Annotated in this window: 14 protein-coding genes; 11 read left to right on the top strand and 3 right to left on the bottom strand. The window is 67.2% G+C overall.

The features are described 5' to 3' along the window. Positions 1 to 59: 59 nt before the first annotated feature. Positions 60 to 1,292: a Bcr/CflA family multidrug efflux MFS transporter gene (locus tag E1N52_RS26785; RefSeq protein WP_133185817.1), complete on the bottom strand. Its 1,233-nt coding sequence runs from the start codon at positions 1,290 to 1,292 to the stop codon at positions 60 to 62. Between the two features lie 230 nt (positions 1,293 to 1,522). Here E1N52_RS26785 and E1N52_RS26780 point away from each other — a divergent pair, with 230 nt between their 5' ends. The 5 genes from E1N52_RS26780 (at position 1,523) to E1N52_RS26760 (ending at position 7,716) form a co-directional block, all read left to right on the top strand. Beyond that, positions 1,523 to 2,062, top strand: coding sequence for a hypothetical protein (locus tag E1N52_RS26780; RefSeq protein WP_246089229.1), 540 nt, complete (start codon positions 1,523 to 1,525; stop codon positions 2,060 to 2,062). A gap of 219 nt (positions 2,063 to 2,281) precedes the next feature. Further along, positions 2,282 to 3,607 carry a glutamate-1-semialdehyde 2,1-aminomutase gene (gene hemL, locus E1N52_RS26775; protein ID WP_133185816.1) on the top strand — a complete coding sequence of 442 codons (1,326 nt, stop codon included), beginning with the start codon at positions 2,282 to 2,284 and terminating at the stop codon, positions 3,605 to 3,607. Positions 3,608 to 3,686: 79 nt separating this feature from the next. Next, positions 3,687 to 4,805: a bifunctional diaminohydroxyphosphoribosylaminopyrimidine deaminase/5-amino-6-(5-phosphoribosylamino)uracil reductase RibD gene (gene ribD, locus E1N52_RS26770; RefSeq protein ID WP_133185815.1), complete on the top strand. Its 1,119-nt coding sequence runs from the start codon at positions 3,687 to 3,689 to the stop codon at positions 4,803 to 4,805. 35 nt (positions 4,806 to 4,840) lie between these two features. Continuing rightward, on the top strand, positions 4,841 to 5,479 hold the full coding sequence (locus E1N52_RS26765) for a riboflavin synthase (RefSeq protein WP_133185814.1): 639 nt from the start codon (positions 4,841 to 4,843) through the stop codon (positions 5,477 to 5,479). A 404-nt stretch (positions 5,480 to 5,883) separates the two neighbouring features. Next, positions 5,884 to 7,716: an ABC transporter ATP-binding protein gene (locus E1N52_RS26760; RefSeq protein WP_133185813.1), complete on the top strand. Its 1,833-nt coding sequence runs from the start codon at positions 5,884 to 5,886 to the stop codon at positions 7,714 to 7,716. A 27-nt stretch (positions 7,717 to 7,743) separates the two neighbouring features. Here the strand turns inward: E1N52_RS26760 and E1N52_RS26755 are convergent, their stop codons facing one another. Beyond that, a complete protein-coding gene (locus E1N52_RS26755; protein WP_133185812.1) occupies positions 7,744 to 8,049 on the bottom strand; it encodes a HigA family addiction module antitoxin in 306 nt (101 codons plus the stop codon). Positions 8,050 to 8,173: 124 nt separating this feature from the next. On the opposite strand from E1N52_RS26755, the gene ribBA reads away from it, so the two are divergent. The 4 genes from ribBA to E1N52_RS26735 all read left to right on the top strand — a co-directional run bounded on the left by ribBA (position 8,174) and on the right by E1N52_RS26735 (position 11,622). Next, the gene (gene ribBA, locus E1N52_RS26750) at positions 8,174 to 9,340 is read left to right on the top strand and encodes a bifunctional 3,4-dihydroxy-2-butanone-4-phosphate synthase/GTP cyclohydrolase II (RefSeq protein ID WP_133185811.1); all 1,167 of its coding nucleotides are present in this window, start codon (positions 8,174 to 8,176) and stop codon (positions 9,338 to 9,340) included. A 57-nt stretch (positions 9,341 to 9,397) separates the two neighbouring features. Next, positions 9,398 to 9,913 carry a 6,7-dimethyl-8-ribityllumazine synthase gene (ribH, locus tag E1N52_RS26745; protein ID WP_028211567.1) on the top strand — a complete coding sequence of 172 codons (516 nt, stop codon included), beginning with the start codon at positions 9,398 to 9,400 and terminating at the stop codon, positions 9,911 to 9,913. Then, positions 9,910 to 10,344 carry a transcription antitermination factor NusB gene (nusB, locus tag E1N52_RS26740; RefSeq protein ID WP_028205233.1) on the top strand — a complete coding sequence of 145 codons (435 nt, stop codon included), beginning with the start codon at positions 9,910 to 9,912 and terminating at the stop codon, positions 10,342 to 10,344. The genes ribH and nusB overlap by 4 nt, the downstream gene beginning before the upstream one ends. Positions 10,345 to 10,428: 84 nt before the next feature. Further along, the gene (locus E1N52_RS26735; RefSeq protein ID WP_133185810.1) at positions 10,429 to 11,622 is read left to right on the top strand and encodes a pyridoxal phosphate-dependent aminotransferase; all 1,194 of its coding nucleotides are present in this window, start codon (positions 10,429 to 10,431) and stop codon (positions 11,620 to 11,622) included. 75 nt (positions 11,623 to 11,697) lie between these two features. Here E1N52_RS26735 and E1N52_RS26730 read toward each other — a convergent pair whose 3' ends face one another. Then, entirely contained in the window at positions 11,698 to 12,927 is a 1,230-nt protein-coding gene (locus tag E1N52_RS26730) for a transglycosylase SLT domain-containing protein (protein WP_133185809.1), read from the bottom strand. Between the two features lie 648 nt (positions 12,928 to 13,575). On the opposite strand from E1N52_RS26730, the gene E1N52_RS26725 reads away from it, so the two are divergent. Next, positions 13,576 to 15,153, top strand: coding sequence for a UbiD family decarboxylase (locus tag E1N52_RS26725; RefSeq protein ID WP_133185808.1), 1,578 nt, complete (start codon positions 13,576 to 13,578; stop codon positions 15,151 to 15,153). Between the two features lie 139 nt (positions 15,154 to 15,292). Further along, positions 15,293 to 16,759 carry an NAD-dependent succinate-semialdehyde dehydrogenase gene (locus E1N52_RS26720; RefSeq protein WP_425468139.1) on the top strand — a complete coding sequence of 489 codons (1,467 nt, stop codon included), beginning with the start codon at positions 15,293 to 15,295 and terminating at the stop codon, positions 16,757 to 16,759. Positions 16,760 to 16,857 lie beyond the last annotated feature (98 nt).

The following is a 16,857-nucleotide window of genomic DNA, read 5'->3' as shown; positions in this document are numbered from 1 at the left end:
AAAAAAATGGGACGCCTCGGCGTCCCATTTTTATTTTGCACGTCGTATCAACGTACGGCTCACGGCGTTGCGGCTTGCGGCGCGTCCGGCGCCGGCGTGCCGTGCCATTTCACGACGAGCGCGCGCCCCACCCACGTGAGCAGGCCGCACACGCCGATCGTCACGCCCATGCCGACCGGCGAGATACCCGGGAACCAGCCGACCACGGCGCTCGCGAGCGCGCCGAGCGCGAGCTGCGTCGCGCCGAATACCGCTGCCGCCGCGCCCGCGTTCTTCGGATAGCGGTACATGAGATCGGTCGCGCAGTTCGCGCCGAGCAGCCCCACCACGCTCACCACGAAGAACAGGCCGAACACGATCGACCACAGGCCGCCCCAGCCCGTCACGCACATGAGCGCGACGAAGAGCGACGCGACGATGCTCACACCCGAAGCGATCGACACCATCCGCAGGGTACCGAGCCGCCCGATGAAGCGCGTATTGAGGAAGTTGCCGAGCATGATGCCGAACACGTTCGCGCCGAAGAAGAACCCGTAGTGCTGCGGCGAAACGTGGAAATACTCGATATAGACGAACGGCGTGGCCGAGATATACGTGAACATCGCGGCGAACGCCATGCCGCCGCAGAGCATGTGCCCCCAGACGAGCGGATCGCGCAGCAGGCGCCCGTACGCCGCGAACGAGCGCAGCACGGCGGCGCTTTCGCGCTTTTCCGGCGGCCAGGTTTCCGGTACGCGCAGGTAGGCCGCCACGGCGCACGCGAGGCCGAACAGCGTTAGCACGACGAACACCACGCGCCAGCCGCCGATCAGCAGCAACTGTCCGCCGATCAACGGTGCGAGCAGCGGCCCGATCGCCGTGACGATCGCGACCATCGAGAGGACTTTGGCGGCGTCCGATGGCTCGTGGGCGTCGCGCGCGATGGCCCGCGAGAGCACCGAGGCCGCGCCCGCGCCGAGCGCCTGCAGAAAACGCACGATCACGAGTTCGCCCACCGAAAACGAGAGCCAGCAGGCAATGCTGGCCACCGTGAAAAGCGCGATGCCGCCGAGCAGCACGGGGCGGCGGCCATACGCATCGGAAACCGGGCCGTAGAGCAGCATGCCGATCGAGAAGCCGGCCATGAAGCTCGTGAGCGTCGAGGCCGCAGCGGCGGCGCTCACGCCGAACGACTGCGCGATGGCGGGCAGGCTCGGCAGATACATGTCGGTGGCGAGCGGGCCACAGGCGGCGAGTGCGCCCAGCAACAGGATCAGCCGGCCATCGGGCCGGCGGCGCGGGGAATGGGACATGGTGTGTGTGGCGGCGAAACACGCGCGGCTCGCGCGGTCTCGATGTCATGGGCCGATTCATCCGCCGCTGCAGGAGCGGACAAAAGCGGACAAAAGCGGACAAAAACAGCAACGGGGTGCCGCCGAATTGTACCTGACGCCCTTCGCCCGCCATCGGCCGCCCCACATGCGGCCTCGCCGCGGCTTTGCGCTAAGCTGCCCGCTTTCGCTCAATTTGCCGCGTTGCCGACATGACCGCCTTCCTGCTCATCTGGAGCCCCAAGAAGTGGCCCTGGCCCGAACTGCCCGACTTCGCGCGCCGCGTGCGCGCCGGGGAAGCCGTCGCCGACACCTGGGGATGCGGCTTCGCACGCGGGATCCTGCCGGGCGACCGGGTGTTCCTGCACCGCGTGGCCGCCGAGCCGCGCGGGCTGTTTGGTTCCGGCTACGTCACGCGCGCGCCCTACGAGGTGCCGGACGCCGCGTACAAGCGAGGCTACCGGCTGTGTATCGACTTCGTCTACGACTGGCTCGTCGACGCGGGCGAGGATGTCGTCATCGCGCGCGACGACTTGCGCGTGCACCCGTTTTCGATTCAGACCTGGGACGCACAGAGTTCGGGCACCGTCATCAAGCCGGCTGCCGAAGGCGCGCTGGAAAAACGCTGGGCCGAGCTGACCGGGCGGCGGCCCATGCCGGCGGCGGCCGTCGCGGCGATGCAGGCATGGCACGACAATCTGCGCGACACGGCGCCGCAGCTCGCGCAGCCAGCCCGCAAACGCAGGCGATAGCAGGCCAATAGCAGGCCGCAAGAGGCAGCAAGCGCGCTGAATCCGCCCGCACCGGGGACCGCCCAGGCGGTCCCGGGGCTCCGGCCCGATCCGCGCGACTCCGGTACAATTTCGAGAGAACAGCCCCTTCGCCCGCGCCCTTGCGGCGCCGCATGGGTCCGTCCGCCGGCCCGTTTCGTCAGCGCCGCGCGCCACACCACTTTCGCAGGCCCAGCACTCATGTCCAGCACCCAGTCCAGCACGCAGAACCGCAACGAAGCCCTCTTCGAACGCGCCCAGCGCACCATCCCGGGCGGCGTGAATTCGCCCGTGCGCGCGTTCCGCTCGGTCGGCGGCACGCCGCGCTTCATCGAGCGCGCGCAGGGGCCGTACTTCTGGGACGCCGAAGGCAAGCGCTATATCGACTACATCGGCTCCTGGGGCCCGATGATCGTCGGCCATGTGCATCCGGAAGTGCTCGAAGCCGTGCAGCGCGTGCTCGCGAATGGTTTCTCGTTTGGCGCGCCCACCGAGGCCGAGATCGAGATCGCCGAGGAAATCTGCAAGATCGTCCCGTCGATGGAACAGGTGCGCATGGTGTCGAGCGGCACCGAGGCGACCATGAGCGCGCTGCGTCTCGCGCGCGGCTTCACGAAGCGCGACCGCATCGTGAAGTTCGAAGGCTGCTATCACGGCCACGCCGACAGCCTGCTCGTGAAGGCCGGCTCGGGCCTGCTCACGTTCGGCAACCCGACTTCGGCGGGCGTGCCGGTGGACATCGCCAAGCACACCACCGTGCTCGAGTACAACAACGTCGCGGCGCTCGAAGAAGCGTTCAAGGCGTTCGGCGACGAGATCGCCGCCGTGATCGTCGAACCGGTCGCGGGCAACATGAACCTCGTGAAAGCCACGCCCGAATTCATCGGCGCACTGCGCAGCCTCACGGCGAAGCACGGCAGCGTACTGATCTTCGACGAAGTGATGTGCGGTTTCCGCGTGGGCCTGCGCGGTGCGCAGGCGCTCTACGGCGTCGAGGCGGACATGGTGTGCCTCGGCAAGGTGATCGGCGGCGGCATGCCGGCGGCGGCCTTCGGCGGCCGCCGCGAGATCATGGACCACCTCGCGCCCAACGGCACGGTGTACCAGGCAGGCACGCTCTCGGGCAACCCGATCGCGGTTGCGGCGGGCTTGAAAACGCTGCAGCTCATTCAGGCGCCCGGCTTCTACGAGCAGCTCACCGCGAAGACCGAACGTCTCGCGAAGGGGCTGTCGGCAGCGGCACGCGAAACGAAGGTGCCGTTCGTGGCGGATTCGGTGGGCGGCATGTTCGGCCTCTATTTCGCAGACAAGGTGCCGGGCAGCTTCGCCGAGGTCACGAAGAGCGATATCGCGCGCTTCAACCGCTTCTTCCACCGCATGCTGGACGCGGGCGTCTACTTCGCGCCTTCGGCCTACGAGGCGGGTTTCGTGTCGAGCGCCCACGACGACGCGATCCTCGACGAAACGATCGCCGCGGCGCGCAGCGCGTTCGCAGCGGAAGCCGCGGCTGAAAATGTGACGCAATAAGGCATCACGCCAACGACCGCCGGCGAGGCGCGCGCCTCGCCCGCTCCCACCTGACCGCCGCCCGAGAGAAAGCCCGACGATGTTTTCGCAATCCGATTTCGTCCACATGGAGCGTGCGCTCGCGCTCGCGCACCGCGGCCTGTACACGACCGACCCGAACCCGCGCGTCGGTTGCGTGCTGGTGAAGGACGGCGTGGTGATCGGCGAGGGCTTCACGCAACCGGCCGGCCAGGACCACGCCGAAATCCAGGCGATGAAGGATGCCCGCGCGCGCGGGCACGACCTGCGCGGCGCGACCGCGTATGTGACGCTCGAGCCGTGCAGCCACTTCGGCCGCACGCCGCCCTGCGCGAACGCGCTGATCGAAGCGAAGGTCGCGCGCGTGATTGCGGCGATGGAAGACCCGAATCCGCTCGTGTCGGGGCGCGGGCTTTCGATCTTGCGCGACGCGGGGATCGACGTGCGTTGCGGGCTACTGGCCAACGAGGCGCGCGAGCTGAACATCGGCTTCGTTTCACGCATGACGCGCAAGCGTCCGTGGGTGCGCATGAAGGTGGCCGCATCGCTCGACGGCCGCACCGGCCTGCCCTCGGGCGAAAGCCAATGGATCACGGGCGAAGCCGCGCGCGCCGACGGCCACGCCTGGCGCGCGCGCGCCTCGGCCATCCTCACCGGTATCGGCACGGTAAAGGAAGACGACCCGCGCATGACCGTGCGCGCCGTCGACACCCCGCGCCAGCCCAAACGCGTGCTGATCGATAGCCGCCTCGACGCCTCGCCGCTCGCGCAGATTTTCGTGGGCGCGCCCACGCTCGTGTTCTGCGCGGCGCTCGACGCGACCAACGAAGAACGCGCCGAAGCGCTGCGTGTGCGCGGCGCCGAAATCGTCGCGCTCGGCAACGAGCAGGGCAAGGTCGATCTGCCGGCCATGCTCACGGAGCTCGCCGCGCGCGGCGTGAACGAACTGCACGTGGAAGCCGGCTACAAGCTCAACGGATCGTTGCTGCGCGAAGGCTGCGTGGACGAACTGCTCGTGTACGTGGCGCCGTCGCTGCTCGGCACGAACGCGCTCGGCATGATCGACATCGCTGCGCCCGCAACGCTCGACGAGCGCACGCGCCTCGCATTTCATTCCGTCGATCGTCTCGGCAGCGATCTGCGCATCCTTGCGCGCGTCGTCACGACGCAAGACGCCTGACCCTCACTGATGCACTGAACACAAGGAACAGCACGATGTTTACCGGAATCGTCGCGGCGGTAGGCCGCATCGAATCGATCAAGCCGCTCGGCACGGGTGCCGACGCAGGCGTGCGCCTCGCCGTCAACGCAGGCAGTCTCGGCCTCGACGACGTGCAGCTCGGCGACAGCATCGCGATCCAGGGCGCGTGCATGACCGTCATCGAGAAATCGGCAACGGGCTTCGACGTCGATGTGTCGCGAGAAAGCCTGAACCGCACCGTGGGCCTCGCGGCGACGGGCGAAGTGAACCTCGAAAAGGCGCTGCGCGCCAACGACCGTCTGGGCGGCCACATCGTCTCGGGCCACGTGGACGGCCTTGGCGCCGTCACGCGCTTCGCGCCCGTGGGCGAGTCGCACGAGCTGCGCATTCTCGCGCCGGCGGAAATCGGCCGTTATCTCGCCTACAAGGGCTCGATCACCGTGAACGGCGTGAGCCTGACGGTCAACTCGGTCGACGATCGCGCGGATGGCTGCGAATTTTCGATCAACCTGATTCCCCACACCGTGGAAGTCACCACGCTCAAGCATCTGCAGGCCGGCACGAAGGTGAATCTCGAGATCGATCTGATTGCGCGCTATGTGGAGCGGATGCTCTCGGCCGAGAAGGCAGCCAATTCGGGCGCGCAAGACTAACAGCCACGTAGGACACGCACTGCATGCCCCGGACGCGCGCAAGCACGCGCGCCGGGGCGCTGATAGAATCTAGCCTTTCCCTACGCGCTCGCCGCACGGCGTACCGCGTTCCCATCACCCGAATCGAACAAGGAGGCACAGTTGGCAACGATTGACACGAGCGCCGCCATGCCGATGGTCCGGGTGATGCTGCACGTTGCGTCTCGTCACGCAACCTTCCCGCTTCCAGCGCAGCCATAGCGCGTCCCGCGCGGCATGTTTTCAAACGCCGCGCCGCATTCAGCGAATTCGAGGTCAGGCCGTCCGGCAACCGATGCCAGGGCGTGCGAAGCCCGTTTTCCGACTTAACGCTTCACGCTTCCTTCAGGAGAGTCTTCGGGCGTCACGTCCGGAGCATGCTGTCCATGACAGAGCTAAACAACAAACCCGAATCGGGCGGACAAACCTTCCGCAAGGTCCTCGGCTTCACCTTCCGGCACTGGGCGCGCCAGCCGGTGCGCGTCACGGCGGTCGCGCTCGCCTCGCTCCTCGGTGCGCTAGCCGACGTGCTCACGCCGCACTACGCAGGCCAGCTCGTCGACGCCCTCACGCACGGCGGCGCAGCCAGCAGCGCCGCCTGGCATGCGGCGGTCGTCGCGTTCTGGGCGCTCACGGCGCTTGGGCTCGGCGGCACGATCATGCGCCAGGCCGCGTACCGCAACATCATCACGCTGACGCTGCGCATGATGAGCGAGATCGCCACGCAGGCCTTTCACCGCGTGCAGCGCTTCTCGACAGACTGGCATGCGAACAGCTTCGCCGGCTCCACGGTGCGCAAGATCACGCGCGGCATGTGGGCGCTCGACCTGCTCAACGACACGCTGCTCGTCGCCCTCTTCCCGTCGCTCGTCATGCTGGTCGGCTCGACCATCCTGCTCTCCGTGCAGTGGCATGTGATGGGCCTCGTCGTCGGCCTCGGCTCGGCGGTGTATCTGGCGATCACGGTCTCGCTGTCGCTCTTTTACGTCGCGCCCTCGGCCCGGCTCGCGAACCAGTGGGATACGAAGATGGGCGGCGCGCTCGCCGACGCCATTTCGTGCAACGCCGTCGTCAAGGCGTTCGGCGCGGAAACGCGCGAAGAAGCGCGGCTCGCGCGCGTCGTCACGAAGTGGAGCAGCCGCACGCGGCGCACGTGGCAGCGCGGCACGCTCAACGGTGGCGTGCAGGGCGCGCTGCTCGTGGGTATGCAGGCGGCCATCCTCGGCGCGGCGCTGCTGCTTTGGGCACGCGGTCTCGCGAGCGTCGGCGACATCACGTTCGCGCTCACGCTGTTCTTCCTGCTAAAGGGCTACCTGCGCGATGTCGGCATGCACGTGCGCAACCTGCAGCGCTCGGTCAACGACATGGAAGAGCTCGTCGCGCTCGACGCGGCGCCGCTCGGCATCGAAGACCAGCGCGATGCGCCGCCCATCGTGATCGATCAGGGCGATATCCGCTTCGAGAACATGACGTTCCGCTACGGCGATCACGCGGACGCCAGGGCGCTCTACGAGAACCTCACGCTGCGTATCGCGCCAGGCGAGCGCGTGGGCCTCGTCGGCCATTCGGGCTCCGGCAAGACCACGCTGATCAAGCTGATCCAGCGCCTTTACGACGTTTCCGGCGGGCGCATCACGATCGACGGCCAGGACATTGCGCGCGTGCAGCAGGCGTCGCTGCGCTCGCAGATCGCCATCGTGCAGCAGGAGCCGGTGCTGTTCCACCGCTCGCTTGCCGAGAACATCGCCTACGCCCGGCCGGGCGCCACGCACGCCGAAATCGAGCGCGCGGCGAAGCTTGCGAGCGCGCACGACTTCATTACGGCGCTGCCGCACGGCTACGACACGCTCGTGGGCGAGCGCGGCGTGAAGCTCTCGGGCGGCGAGCGCCAGCGCGTGGCGATCGCGCGCGCGTTCCTCGCGAATGCGCCGATCCTGATCTTCGACGAAGCGACCTCGAGCCTCGACAGCGAGAGCGAAGTACTGATCCAGCAGGCCATGGAGCGGCTCATGGAGGGCCGCACGACCGTGGTCGTCGCGCACCGGCTCTCGACCGTGCGCGCGCTCGACCGGCTGCTGGTGCTCGAACGCGGACGCGTGGCGGAGGAAGGCACGCACGACGCGCTGGTGCGCCGCGAAAACGGCCTGTACCGGCGCCTGTTCGAGCGCCAGGCGCTGGAACTGACGAAGGGTCTCGCCGACGACGTGATCCTGCGCTGACGCCGCGCCCTCCCGCCGCAAGCCGGCTCAGGCGGGCGTGGCGCGCGCGTGCGGCGTGATGCGCGCGAGCACGTCGGCCAGCGCCTCGCTCGCGATTTCGGTGTCGTAGCGGGCCTGCAACTGCATCCAGCTGCGCGCATCGGTGCCGAAATAGACTGCGAGACGCACTGCCGTGTCCGCCGTGATGGCGCGCTTGCCGAGCACGATCTCGTTGATGCGGCGCGGCGGCACGCCAATCGCCTTGGCCAGCGCGTACTGGCTGATGCCCATGGGCTTGAGCCACTCTTCGTGCAGAATCTCGCCCGGTGTGGCAAGCGGTGCTTCACGTGCCATGGTTTTGTTCTTTAATGTTGAATCGAAACGAATAGTAACGTCTCACGTTATTAACGCAAAGCGTTCTGGGCGACGCGCCCGCCCGCGTGGCGTAAAATGTGGCCTTTCCAGCCAGAATCCCAACATGACGCTCGCCTCCACCCCTGAGATCATCGCCGAGCTCAAAGCCGGCAAGATGGTCATCCTCGTCGACGAAGAAGACCGGGAAAACGAGGGCGACCTCGTCATCGCTGCGGAGTTCGTCACGCCTGAAGCCATCAACTTCATGGCGAAGTACGGCCGCGGGCTGATCTGCCTCACGCTCACCCAGGAGCGCTGCAAGCTGCTCAACCTGCCGCTCATGACCTACCGCAACGGCACGCAGTACGGCACGGCGTTCACGGTCAGCATCGAGGCCGCCGAAGGCGTCACGACCGGCATTTCCGCCGCCGACCGCGCCCGCACGATCCAGGCGGCCGTCGCGCACGACGCGCGCGCCGAGCACATCGTGCAACCCGGCCACGTGTTCCCGATCATGGCGCAGCCGGGCGGCGTGCTCGTGCGCGCGGGCCACACTGAAGCGGGCTGCGACTTCACGGCGCTTGCCGGCCTCACGCCGGCCTCGGTGATCTGCGAGGTCATCAAGGACGACGGCACGATGGCGCGCCTGCCCGACCTCATGGAGTTCGCACAGGAGCACGGCCTGAAGGTGGGCACCATCGCCGACCTGATCCACTACCGCAGCCGCACCGAATCGATCGTCGAGCGCGTGGCCGAGCGCACCATGCAAACGGCCCACGGCCCGTTCCGTGCGGTCATGTATGTCGACCAGCCCACGCGCACGCCGCACATCGCACTCGTGCGCGGCACGCCGAAGCCCGACGTCGATACGCCCGTGCGCGTGCACGAGCCGCTCTCGGTGATGGATCTGCTCGAAACGGGCTCGTCCACGCACTCGTGGACGCTCGACGCCGCCATGCGCGAGATCGCCTCGCGCGATGTGGGCGTAATCGTCATGCTCAACTGCGGCGAACCCAAGGAACACCTGATCGACGTCTTCAAGGCGTTCGACCAGAAAGAGCGCGCGGAGGCGCTCGCACGCCGGCCCGTGGACTTCAAGACCTACGGCATCGGCGCGCAGATCCTGCGCGAACTCGGCGTGGGCCGCATGCAGGTGCTCTCGAAGCCGCGCCGCCTCGGCAGCATGTCGGGCTACGGTCTCGAGGTCACCGGCTTCGTGCCGATGCCCGGCGGGGACGCGCAAGCCCCCTGCCCGCCTGAAGCCGCTGACCCTGCCTCGTCGCGCGCCTGAAGTCGCATCGCGCTCTTTTCACGCGTCACCACGCTCAACCGAACTTACGGACACCACATGGAAATCGGACAATACCAACCGAACCTCGACGGCGACGGACTGCGCATCGGCATCGTCCAGTCGCGCTTTAACGAACCCGTCTGCAACGGCCTCGCCGACGCCTGCATCGAAGAACTCGAACGCCTCGGCGTGACGGGCGAAGACGTGCTGCTCGTCACCGTGCCGGGCGCACTCGAAATCCCGCTGGCGCTGCAAAAGCTCGCCGAAAGCGGTCAGTTCGACGCCCTGATCGCGCTCGGCGCGGTCGTGCGCGGCGAGACGTACCACTTCGAACTCGTCTCGAACGAAAGCGGCGCGGGCATCTCGCGCGTTTCGCTCGACTTCAACGTGCCCATCGCAAACGCCGTGCTCACCACCGAGAACGACGAGCAGGCCGTGGCCCGCATGACCGAGAAGGGCCGTGACGCCGCGCGTGTCGCCGTGGAAATGGCAAACCTGACGGTGGCGTTGGAGCAGCTCGACGGCGGCGACGACGACGAAGAAGACGAGGAAGACGAAGAGGAACAGCAATGAAGAGCGCGCGCCGCCGCTCCCGCGAACTGGCCACGCAGGGGTTGTATCAGTGGCTGCTGTCGGGTGTGCCCGCCGGCGAGATCGACGCGCAGCTGCGCGGTTCGCAGGGCTACGACAAGGCCGATCACGAGCATCTGGACGCGATCCTGCACGGCGTCATCCGCGAATCGGACGAACTGTCCGCTTCGATCACGCCGTGCCTCGACCGTCCGATCGAGCAGCTTTCGCCTGTCGAACGTGCGGTGCTGCTCGTTGCGACCTACGAGTTCAAGCATCACGTCGACATTCCGTACCGCGTCGTGATCAACGAGGCGGTCGAGCTCACGAAGACCTTTGGCGGCTCGGACGGCTACAAGTACGTGAACGGCGTGCTCGACAAGCTCGCGGCGCAACTGCGCGCCACCGAAGCGCAGAACGCGCGCAAGTCGTAAGAACGCGAGCCGCCGGGGCAAGCGGGTGCGCCTGAGCGCCCTGCCCCGCGCGCCGCGTGATCTGTCAGCACTGGAAATACCCGCATGAACACCGTTGCCGAACCGCTGCTGCGGCTAGCCGCGCGCGTCGACGAGATCCAGCCTTTCTACGTCATGGAACTGGCGAAGGAAGCCGCGAAGCTCGAGCGCGCTGGGCGCGACATCATCCACATGGGCATTGGCGAGCCGGACTTCACGGCGCCCGAGCCCGTCGTCGAGGCGGCCGCCGCCGCGCTGCGCCGCGGCGTCACCCAATACACGAGCGCGCTCGGTATCCACGCGCTGCGCGAGGCGATCGCCGCGCACTACCAGCACGCGTACGGCCTCACGGTCGACCCCGCGCGCATCGTCGTGACGGCCGGCGCCTCGGCAGCGCTCCTGCTCGCCTGCACGGCGCTCGTCGATCGCGACGACGAAGTGCTGATGCCGGACCCCTGCTACCCGTGCAACCGCCACTTCGTGGCCGCCGCGGAAGGCAAGCCGGTGCTCGTGCCGAGCGGCCCGGAAGCGCGCTTCCAGCTCACCGCCGCCGATGTCGAGCGCCTGTGGTCGCCGCGCACGCGCGGCGTGCTGCTCGCCTCGCCGTCGAACCCCACCGGCACCTCGATCGAACCCGACGAACTCAAGCGCATCGTGCAAAGCGTGCGCTCGCGCGGCGGCTTCACGATCGTCGACGAAATCTATCAAGGCCTGTCGTACGACACGCCGCCCGTCTCCGCGCTGTCGTTCGGCGACGACGTGGTGACCGTCAACAGCTTCTCGAAGTACTTCAACATGACCGGCTGGCGTCTGGGCTGGCTCGTGGTGCCGCCCTCGCTGGTCGGCGCATTCGAAAAGCTCGCGCAGAACCTGTTCATCTGTGCGTCGGCGCTTGCTCAGCACGCCGCGCTCGCCTGCTTCGAGCCGGACACGCTGAAGCTCTACGAAGCACGCCGGCTCGAATTCAAGCGCCGCCGCGATTTCATCGCGCCGGCGCTCGAGTCGCTCGGCTTCACGGTGCCCGTGATGCCCGACGGCGCGTTCTACGTCTACGCCGACTGTTCGAACGTCACGCACCCTGCCGCCGGCGACAGCGACGCGCTCACCCGCGCGATGCTGCACGACGCAGGTACGGTGATGGTGCCCGGTATGGACTTCGGCGTGGCCGCGCCGCGCCAGTATGTGCGGCTCTCGTATGCCACGGCGTACGAGCGGCTGGAGGAAGCGGTCGAACGGCTGCATACGTTCTTCGGACGTTGATCCGCAGTCGTCGAGAAATAGAAAAAGGCACCCGAGGGTGCCTTTTTTGTTTGGTCCGGTCTTTCAGCTAGAGACTCAAGCGCCCAGCTCAGACGAACCGTGCTTCTGCGCCGTCGTGCTGGTGCTGGCGTCGTCCTGATCGGAACCGCTGTTCGCGGACGACTTGTCGACCATCGCATGGGCGTTGTCGAGCGTCACGTGCACACGCTTCTCGCCGTTGATGCTCGCCACCTTCTGCGGCGCAGACGTGCTGGCCGTGGTGGTGACGGGCGCCTGCGGCGCGTTGATCGGCACGTTGCGGCCGCGTGCGACGTCGCGCAGACGACCGCGCTCGGCCATCACCTTGGCGCCGTAGCCGCCGTCGTCGGGCGTGCTCGAACCGACATAGAGACGCAGGCCGCCCGGCAGCGAACCGCCGCGCGCGATGCAATCCTTGAGCACCAGTGCGCCGACCTTGATGTTCGCGAGCGGATCGAGCGCCGCGCGCTGGCCGCCGAAGTACTGGAACTTGTCCGAGTGCACCTTCGACATGACCTGCATGAGGCCTTGCGCGCCCACGCCGCTTTCGGCGTACGGGTTGAAGCCCGATTCGATCGCCATCACAGCGAGCAGCAGCAGCGGATCGAGACCCACTTCACGGCCGGTGTCGAACGCCGCTTTCACGAGTTCGCCAACCGGCTCCTGCGCCACGCGGTAGCGGCGCGCCAGATAGGTGGCGACGAGCGCCTGTTCGCGCGCCGAGACGAGCACGCGGTCGTCGCGTGCGTCGGGCGTGATGCGCTGGGGCGGAATCATGCGCGCCAGCGAGCCGACGCTGGTGGGCAGCGCGCGCGGATCGAGGCCGTTGAGCGTCACGGCGTCGAGCGTGGCGATGCCGCCGTTCGACACCGAGGTCGCGACCTTCGCGACCGTGCCGTTGGAACCCTCAGGCGAAATGCCCGTAGCGCCGGCGGCAACAGTCGCACCGGTAGCAGCGGCATCGGGCGCGAGCGCCGTGGGCAGCATCGCGCCGTCGGCGTTGTCGTCGTTGTTCGTCACGCCGGGGGGCGCGAACGAGGGCAGCGGATTGCCTTGCAGCAGACGTGCCGGGCCGGCCTGGACCGCCGCCGAGACGAACGGCATCACGCGCGCGGCGAGCGTGCCGCGCAGCGTGGGCATGAGCCAGACGGCAACGGCGAACAGAACGGCGCAGCCGCCAACAATGCTGAACAGGTGATGGCTAAGACGCGTGCCACGACGCAGCAGCGCACGCAGGCCAAGCGCTACACGCTCGTCGGCGCGCCACCACGATAACCAGGTATTCATCTACAGATCTCCCCATGTTGCATGATCCGGCTCAGGGGTCGGCACGAGGCAGACGGCCAATCGCAGGATCAAGACATCGCGCGCCCTGGCTGGTGCGGCAGCGACGTCGGGAAAACGGCAAGTTCGCCGTGGGTGGAACTCCTTTTGGGCAACCAGGCACGCAGTGTGCGCGCGCCGGGAGTTCTCACACGAAAAGCCAGCGCGAAGGGGCGCTGACGAGGACAACCAATCTAGACCGTATGCAAGCCGTGCAGGGGTTCGGCAAAACGGCGACGCGTTGCGTCTGAAGGGCCGGGAAGGTGGTTAAAAATTTCAAACCCTGCAACCAATGTGGACGGATTCTAGCAGCGTTTTATAGATCGTCAATACTATAGAATCCAAAAAACATAACCAATAGTAATGATGAACACTGTTCAATCCGGCGAAATCCGCGTCGTACGCGCGTCTGCGGGCGCTTATGCAGATTGGCACCCAGCGTGCGCTAGCCAACGCAGGTAAAATCGACAATCGTTACACCGCGTCTCCCCGGGCAGATGTCTGATACGTCTTGATACGTCTGATACATCTGATACGGCGGCCGCGGAATCCGCGCCGCCGCCCCATGCGGCCCCCAAGCCGGCCACCCGTGTTGGCCACGATTGGTTCCCAATGAAATACAAAGACCTGCGCGACTTCGTTGGTCGCCTGGAGACGCTCGGCGAATTGCGCCGCGTCCCGCAAGCTGTCTCTCCGGTGCTGGAAATGACCGAGCTGTGCGACCGCGTCCTGCGCGCCGGCGGTCCGGCCCTACTCTTTGAGAACCGTTCGACGCACGCGTTCCCGGTGCTCGGCAATCTGTTCGGCACGCCCCGGCGCGTCGCGCTCGGCATGGGCATCGACGCACCGGAAAGCGGCGGCGACGGCGCAGCGCTCGAGTCGCTGCGCGACGTGGGGCGCCTGCTCTCGGCGCTCAAGGAGCCCGAGCCGCCGCGCGGCCTGAAGGACGCAGGCAAGCTCTTCACGCTCGCCAAGGCCGTCTGGGACATGGCGCCGAAGACCGTGAGCGCGCCGCCCTGCCAGGAGATCGTCTGGGAAGGCAACGACGTCGACCTTGCCAGACTGCCGATCCAGACCTGCTGGCCCGGCGACGCCGGCCCGCTCGTCACCTGGGGCCTCACCGTCACGCGCGGTCCCAACAAGACGCGCCAGAATCTCGGCATCTACCGCCAGCAACTCATTGGCCGCAACAAGCTCATCATGCGCTGGCTCGCGCATCGCGGCGGCGCGCTCGACTTCCGCGAGTTCGCGCTCAGGAACCCCGGCAAGCCGTACCCGGTGGCAGTCGTGCTCGGCGCCGACCCGGCGACGACCCTCGGCGCCGTCACGCCGGTGCCCGACACGCTCTCCGAATACCAGTTCGCCGGCCTGTTGCGCGGCGCCCGCACCGAACTCGCGAAGTGCCTGACGCCCGGCGTCGACACGCTCCAGGTGCCCGCGCGCGCCGAGATCGTGCTCGAAGGCTTCATCTACCCGCAGGCGGGCGAGCCCGGCCCGGCGCCCGCTGGCGCGCCGCCGCGCCCCGCCAAAGGCGCGAGCGCCGCGTACGAACACGCGCTCGAAGGCCCCTATGGCGACCACACGGGCTACTACAACGAACAGGAGTGGTTCCCCGTCTTCACGGTCGAGCGCATCACCATGCGCCGCGATGCGATCTACCATTCGACTTACACGGGCAAGCCGCCCGACGAGCCCGCGGTGCTCGGCGTGGCGCTCAACGAAGTGTTCGTGCCACTCCTGCAGAAGCAGTTTCCCGAGATCACCGACTTCTATCTGCCGCCCGAGGGGTGCAGCTACCGCATGGCGATCGTGCAGATGAAGAAGAGCTACCCCGGGCACGCAAAACGCGTGATGTTCGGGGTGTGGAGCTTCCTGCGCCAGTTCATGTATACAAAGTTCATTGTCGTGGTCGACGATGATGTGGACATCCGCGACTGGAAGGAGGTGATCTGGGCGATCACCACGCGTATCGATCCGGCGCGCGACACCGTGCTCGTCGAGAACACGCCGATCGACTATCTCGACTTCGCTTCGCCGGTGGCCGGCCTCGGCTCGAAAATGGGGCTCGACGCCACCAACAAGTGGCCCGGCGAGACCGACCGCGAATGGGGCCGCGCAATCGAAATGGACGCGGCCGTGAAGACGCGCGTCGACCGTCTCTACGACGAGCTCGGCTTTAGCCGCAGCTAGCGCGACCCGGCGCAGTGCCCTCGGGCGCCACGCCGGCCGATTCATACGCGACGCCTTTTCGCGACGCCGCGCTTACCGCGTCACGCCTCGTGCATGGCATGAGCCGCGGCGCCAGTGAACCTGAGGAGACTCGAGGATGATGCCCGCATCGGAGCGCCTGACACAACTGAACGACCCCGCCCTCTTCAAGACCCGCGCGTACATCGACGGAGAATGGAGCGGCGGTGCGGCCACGTTCGCCGTGCTCGACCCCGCCGACAACGCAGAGATCGCGAGCGTGCCCGACTTTGGCGCCGACGAGGCGCATCGCGCCATCGGCGCCGCGAACGCCGCGCTGCCCGCGTGGAGCGCGAAGACCGGCAAGGAACGCGCAGCCGTGCTGCGCCGCTGGTTCGACCTCGTGATCGAGCACGCCGACGACCTCGCCGCGATCATGACGGCCGAGCAAGGCAAGCCGCTCGCCGAGGCGCGCGGCGAAGTGATCTACGGCGCGTCCTTCCTGGAATGGTTTGCCGAAGAGGCCAAGCGTGTGAACGGCGACGTGCTCGCAAGCCCCGCCAGCGACCGCAAGCTCGTCGTGCTCAAGCAGCCGATCGGCGTGTGCGCCTCGATCACCCCCTGGAATTTCCCGATCGCGATGATCACGCGCAAGGTCGCGCCGGCCATCGCCGCGGGTTGCACGATCGTCGTGAAGCCCGCCGAGCAGACGCCGCTTTGCGCGCTCGCGCTCGCCGAACTGGCGCAGCGCGCGGGCGTACCCAAGGGCGTGTTCAACGTGGTCACTGCCGACTCGGCAAACTCCTTCGCAATTGGCAAGGCGCTGTGCGAGAGCGACGTCGTGCGCCATCTCTCGTTCACGGGATCGACGCCGGTGGGCCGCATCCTCATGCAGCAGTGCGCGCCGACGGTCAAGAAAATCGCCCTCGAACTGGGCGGCCACGCCCCCTTCATCGTGTTCGACGACGCCGATCTCGACGCCGCCGTGGAAGGCGCGATGATCTCGAAGTACCGCAACGCGGGCCAGACCTGCGTCTGCACGAACCGCTTCTATGTGCACGACAAGGTGTACGACGCTTTCGTCGAGAAGCTTGCCGCCGCCTCACGCAAGATCAAGGTGGGCAACGGCTTCGAAGATGGCGTGAACCAGGGGCCGTTGATCGACGACGCGGCCGTCGCCAAGGTCGAGCAGCACATCCGCGACGCGACCGCCCAGGGTGCGAAGGTCGTCGCGGGCGGCAAGGTAAGCTCGGGGCGCTACGTCGAGCCCACCGTGCTCGCCAACGTCACGCGCGACATGCTGATCGCGCGCGAGGAAACCTTCGGCCCGGTCGCGGCGGTGTTCCGCTTCAGCGACGAAGCCGAGGTGATCGGCCTCGCCAACGACACCGAATTCGGCCTCGCCTCGTACTTCTACAGCCGCGATATCGGCCGCGTCTGGCGCGTGGCGGAAGCGCTCGAGTACGGCATGGTCGGGATCAACACCGGACTCATCTCGAACGAAGTCGCGCCGTTTGGCGGCGTGAAGCAGTCGGGTCTCGGGCGCGAGGGATCGAAGTACGGCATCGACGAATATGTCGAACTGAAGTACCTGTGCATCGGCGTTTGAAGCACGCTTGAAGCAGATTTGAGCCGCGGCGCCCGCTTGCTCACAGGCGGGCGTATGCGGTGCGCAGTCCATACCAACAAGAAATCAACAAGAAATCG

Origin of the sequence: Paraburkholderia guartelaensis (assembly GCF_004353905.1) — a bacterium.
GTDB lineage: Bacteria > Pseudomonadota > Gammaproteobacteria > Burkholderiales > Burkholderiaceae > Paraburkholderia > Paraburkholderia guartelaensis.
This window is presented reverse-complemented; position numbering and strand designations above follow the sequence as displayed.

Coding starts and splice junctions, on each gene's coding strand:
- nusB (WP_028205233.1), top strand. CDS start 9,910: ATGAAGAGCGCGCGCCGCCGCTCCCGCGAACTGGCCACGCAGGGGTTG.
- E1N52_RS26760 (WP_133185813.1), top strand. CDS start 5,884: ATGACAGAGCTAAACAACAAACCCGAATCGGGCGGACAAACCTTCCGC.
- ribD (WP_133185815.1), top strand. CDS start 3,687: ATGTTTTCGCAATCCGATTTCGTCCACATGGAGCGTGCGCTCGCGCTC.
- E1N52_RS26730 (WP_133185809.1), bottom strand. CDS start 12,927: ATGAATACCTGGTTATCGTGGTGGCGCGCCGACGAGCGTGTAGCGCTT.
- hemL (WP_133185816.1), top strand. CDS start 2,282: ATGTCCAGCACCCAGTCCAGCACGCAGAACCGCAACGAAGCCCTCTTC.
- E1N52_RS26765 (WP_133185814.1), top strand. CDS start 4,841: ATGTTTACCGGAATCGTCGCGGCGGTAGGCCGCATCGAATCGATCAAG.
- E1N52_RS26725 (WP_133185808.1), top strand. CDS start 13,576: ATGAAATACAAAGACCTGCGCGACTTCGTTGGTCGCCTGGAGACGCTC.
- E1N52_RS26785 (WP_133185817.1), bottom strand. CDS start 1,292: ATGTCCCATTCCCCGCGCCGCCGGCCCGATGGCCGGCTGATCCTGTTG.
- E1N52_RS26780 (WP_246089229.1), top strand. CDS start 1,523: ATGACCGCCTTCCTGCTCATCTGGAGCCCCAAGAAGTGGCCCTGGCCC.
- ribH (WP_028211567.1), top strand. CDS start 9,398: ATGGAAATCGGACAATACCAACCGAACCTCGACGGCGACGGACTGCGC.
- ribBA (WP_133185811.1), top strand. CDS start 8,174: ATGACGCTCGCCTCCACCCCTGAGATCATCGCCGAGCTCAAAGCCGGC.
- E1N52_RS26755 (WP_133185812.1), bottom strand. CDS start 8,049: ATGGCACGTGAAGCACCGCTTGCCACACCGGGCGAGATTCTGCACGAA.
- E1N52_RS26735 (WP_133185810.1), top strand. CDS start 10,429: ATGAACACCGTTGCCGAACCGCTGCTGCGGCTAGCCGCGCGCGTCGAC.
- E1N52_RS26720 (WP_425468139.1), top strand. CDS start 15,293: ATGCCCGCATCGGAGCGCCTGACACAACTGAACGACCCCGCCCTCTTC.